Genomic DNA, 3,108 nt, shown 5'->3' with positions numbered 1-3,108 from the left:
GGGGCGGGTCCGGGTTGGGGGCGTGGGAGGCGGGGTGCGGTCAGGTGGTCCCGAGGGGGCTGATCCGGAACAGGGCCTCGGCCTCGTGGCCGTCCAGCAGCTCCGGGCCGAACAGCGGGATGCGCACGAGCTCCGCGCCGTGGTCGCGGGCGAACGAGCCGAACAGGGCCGCCGAGGCGGTGTTGCTCGCGGTGACGGTCGCCTCCATCGCGTGGACGCCGCGGGGCACCAGGCGCTCGGCGAGGCCGTCCAGCATGCGGCGCGCCAGGCCCAGCCCGCGCCGCTCCGGGTCCACCGCGACCTGCCAGACGAAGAGGGTGCCGGGGGCGTCGGGGCGGACGTAGCCGGTGACGAACCCGCGCGGCCGGTCGCCCTCGCGGGCCACGATCGAGGTCGCCGCGAAGTCACGGCACCAGAGGGTGTAGCTGTACGGCGAATTCACGTCGAGGACTTCGGACTCGCGGGCCATGCGCCAGAGGTCCGGACCGTCGCGCAGCGTCGGTTCTGCGAGGACGAATCCGGTGCCGGTATCGGTGGGTCCGGGGGCGGAACTCATCGGTAGCACTGCCATGTCCAGGAAACTTAGCGAATGCCCGCGACCCATCGTTATTTTTCGTTATATGCGCGATGTTTGGCCATGTGGCAGGCGGGTAGGGTGACCCGCTTGCATTTTTCCGGCGCGCACGGCGTGCGTTTCGGCGCATTTCCGCGCCGTCATTTCGGGGGCTGCCCAGGGGAGACGCCGCGATCCGGGCGACCGGGCCGCGCGCGCACCGGCGCAGCGGGCTTCCCGCTCCCGGCGGCGTCCGCGCCGCGAGCGTCCGGTCTCGATTGTGTGGGGTGAATCACAGCACCCGGATGTCATCTTCACCGACCCGGCAGGCGTCGCGTGCGCCGAGCCGATGGGAGTCACGGTAGGGGGAGGCCCGCGAACGCGAAAGGGCCCCACGCCGAAGCGTGCGGCCCTCTCGATGGATCCGCTGGTCGGGGACGGGAAAAAGGGGACGGGACGTCCCGGCCGGAACGGCGCCCGAATCCGTCCGAAGCATCCCAAAACCGCCGGAAACGGGCTGGACGGCGGGGCCGGCCGGCCCCCGGGTGTCAGTCCAGTTCGGCGAACCGGTCGGTCGCCTCGATGAGACGGTGCAGGATGCCCGGCTCGGTGTAGGCGTGGCCCGCGTCCGGCACCAGGTGGAACTCCGCCTCCGGCCACGCCCGGTGCAGGTCCCAGGCCGTCGCGGGCGGGGTGCACACGTCGTACCGGCCCTGCACGATCACCGCCGGGATGTGCCGGATCTTGCCGACGTCCGCGATGAGCTGCTCGTACTCGAAGAACCCGTCGTTGACGAAGTAGTGGTTCTCGATCCGCGCGAACGCGACCGCGTAGTCCGGCTCGTCGTATCCGGCGACCCGCTCGGGATCGGGCAGCAGCGACACCGTCGCCCCCTCCCAGGTGGCCCACGCGCGCGCCGCCCGCTCCCGGGTCTCGCGGTCGGGGGAGTTCAGCCGCTCGTGGTAGGCCGCGAGCATGTTCTCCCGCTCGTCCTCGGGGATCGGGGCGACGTACTGCTCCCACAGGTCGGGGAACAGCAGCGACGCGCCCTCCTCGTAGAACCAGGTGAGCTCGAACGGGCGGAGGGTGAAGATGCCGCGCAGCACCATCCCGGTCACCCGGTCCGGGTGCTTCTGCGCGTAGGCCAGCGACAGCGCGCTGCCCCACGACCCGCCGAACAGCAGCCACCGGTCGATGCCCAGGTGCTCGCGCAGCAGCTCCATGTCGGCGACCAGGTTCCAGGTCGTGTTGTTCTCCAGCGACACCGACGGGTCGGACGCGTGCGGGGTGCTGCGTCCGCAGTTGCGCTGGTCGAACAGGACGATCCGGTACCTGGCCGGGTCGAACTGGCGGCGGTGGTCCGGGCCGCATCCTCCGCCGGGGCCGCCGTGCACCATCACGGCCGGCTTCCCGTCCGGGTTCCCGCAGACCTCCCAGTAGATCCGGTCGCCGTCGCCCACGTCGAGCATCCCCGACTCGTACGGCTCGATCGGCGGATAGAGGCCGCGCAGTTCGGTTCCCATGCCCACTCTCCCGTCAAGAACGTCCTGCTGAAAGCGCCGGCCCGCCGCTGAGGGACCGACGGGCCACACACTGGCACACCGCCCCTCCCCGTCGCGCGGACGACGCTCCCGGGTGCGGCGGGTCCGGCCGGTGTGACCGACATGCCCGGTGGGCCGCTCGTCCGGCCACCGCGGCGGGAAGCGCCGCCGGGCGGACGAGATCGTCGGGAAAGACGCGCCGCCGGGCGGACGAGATCATCGGGAAAGACGCGCCGCCGGGCGGACGAGATCATCGGGAAACCGGCGAAAGGTGTGTCGGAGGACGGTTCACACCGCGCCCGGCGGGGAATTCGGTGATCGCCCGCATCCGGCCGCCCGACGAGTCCGGGTGTAGGGGAGTGAGCTGTGATTTTCCGCTCTGGCCTGGCCGCCAGTTGATCGTGAGGAGCGAGGAACTGAACCCCAAACTGGGCAAACGCTCTGCGCGTCGGCACTAGAGTGCCTGTGGTGAGCGAAGCGACGAGCCGTGCGGCGGCGAGCGCCGCGATCGCGACGGAGCCCCCCGAGCGACCGGCCCGCCCCGGGTCACGGCTCGCTGAGTGCAGGCGAGGGATGCGGTGAGCGAACTGAACGGATCCGGCTCGCGCGGGGTCCCGGGCGCCGACTCGGCCTGGCCCGTGCTCGGCCGCGACACCACGCCCCAGCCGGACGTCCCGGCCCAGGCGGCGGGACCGGCGAACGGGCAGGGCGTCCCCGGGCAGGTGGTGCCCGGCCAGGTGGTCCACGGGCAGGGCCCGGGCGGGTCGTCCCGCCCCGGAGCGGCCCCGGACGCCGAGGCGCAGCCGTGGGACATCGTCGAACGCCTCCACCAGATGGCCGACCTCATCGGCGACGCGCTGTCGGCGGGTGAGCGCAAGGTCGAGCAGAGCCGCACCGACGCCGCCGCCCAGGTCGCCGCCGTCCAGGCCGAGCGCGAGTCCGCGCAGCGCGACGCCGCCGCCGCGTGGGGCGAGGTGCAGCGCGCCCGCGGCCAGGCCGAGCAGGCCGACCGCC

Annotated in this window: 3 protein-coding genes; 1 reads left to right on the top strand and 2 read right to left on the bottom strand. The window is 72.7% G+C overall.

Going from position 1 to position 3,108, the window contains the following annotated elements:
* Positions 1 to 40 precede the first annotated feature (40 nt).
* Positions 41 to 556: a diaminobutyrate acetyltransferase gene (gene ectA / locus DZF91_RS25940; protein WP_117359814.1), complete on the bottom strand. Its 516-nt coding sequence runs from the start codon at positions 554 to 556 to the stop codon at positions 41 to 43.
* 545 nt (positions 557 to 1,101) lie between these two features.
* The gene (gene pip, locus DZF91_RS25935; protein ID WP_117359815.1) at positions 1,102 to 2,064 is read right to left on the bottom strand and encodes a prolyl aminopeptidase; all 963 of its coding nucleotides are present in this window, start codon (positions 2,062 to 2,064) and stop codon (positions 1,102 to 1,104) included.
* Positions 2,065 to 2,672: 608 nt separating this feature from the next.
* Between pip and DZF91_RS25930 the strand changes: the two genes are divergently transcribed.
* The coding region (locus DZF91_RS25930) for a hypothetical protein (protein WP_407920940.1) at positions 2,673 to 3,108 on the top strand (436 nt) is incomplete at its 3' end.

It is taken from the genome of Actinomadura logoneensis (assembly GCF_003428695.1).
In the GTDB taxonomy this organism is placed as follows: domain Bacteria; phylum Actinomycetota; class Actinomycetes; order Streptosporangiales; family Streptosporangiaceae; genus Spirillospora; species Spirillospora logoneensis.
Note: the sequence above shows the minus strand (reverse complement) of the source record. Positions and strands in the feature narration are given on the sequence as shown.